Annotated in this window: 1 protein-coding gene; it reads right to left on the bottom strand. The window is 34.6% G+C overall.

The features are described from left to right. On the bottom strand, positions 1 to 569 hold a 569-nt coding region (locus tag ACFINZ_RS11450), incomplete at its 3' end, for an SMI1/KNR4 family protein (protein WP_375701574.1). Positions 570 to 627: the final 58 nt, after the last annotated feature.

Below are 627 nucleotides of genomic sequence, written 5' to 3'. Positions count from 1 at the left end.
CTCTTCCATAGTTTTTTCCAAAAACTCTTGTAAAAAGGGATAGGTTGCGGAGTGGGAGTGTTCTCAATCTTTTCAATTGGTTGGTCACCTTCAGGTATCTCTTCTCCCACGCTTTCTTTAATTCTTTTGCAAAGGAATTCATAAAAATTACTGGCATAATATTCGCAATCCTCAGATGGAAGCATGACATAAAGTGGGCATTCTCCATCCCTAAACTGCGTATAATCAAAATAAAAGGTTTCACCAAAAGCAGCATCACAAACGATAAGCTGTTCTGGTGTTGCGAAACCACGTTTTCTATCATTTAAGTTTTGAAAAACAATATCATCAAAAGGAATATCTTCTCCACACTCCTTATAAAGCCTATAGATTTCATAACCACCAATGTCCCCGCCTTTATAATGTTTTAAAAAAACTTTATAGGAAGATGTGAATTGCAAACCAAGAATTTCCTCAGCTTTTTCAATCACGAGATCATCAACCTCCTTATCTTTGCTAGCAAAATTAACAATATCACCTTCATATTTATCAACTAATACTGTAACATCATCTAAGGTATAGGTTTTCATGAATCTTCCCCTGCATGTTCCATAATTCTTTTACAGAGAAATTCATAAAAATTACTTG

Source organism: Bartonella sp. AA81SXKL, assembly GCF_042196945.1.
Lineage (GTDB): Bacteria > Pseudomonadota > Alphaproteobacteria > Rhizobiales > Rhizobiaceae > Bartonella.
Note: the sequence above shows the minus strand (reverse complement) of the source record. Positions and strands in the feature narration are given on the sequence as shown.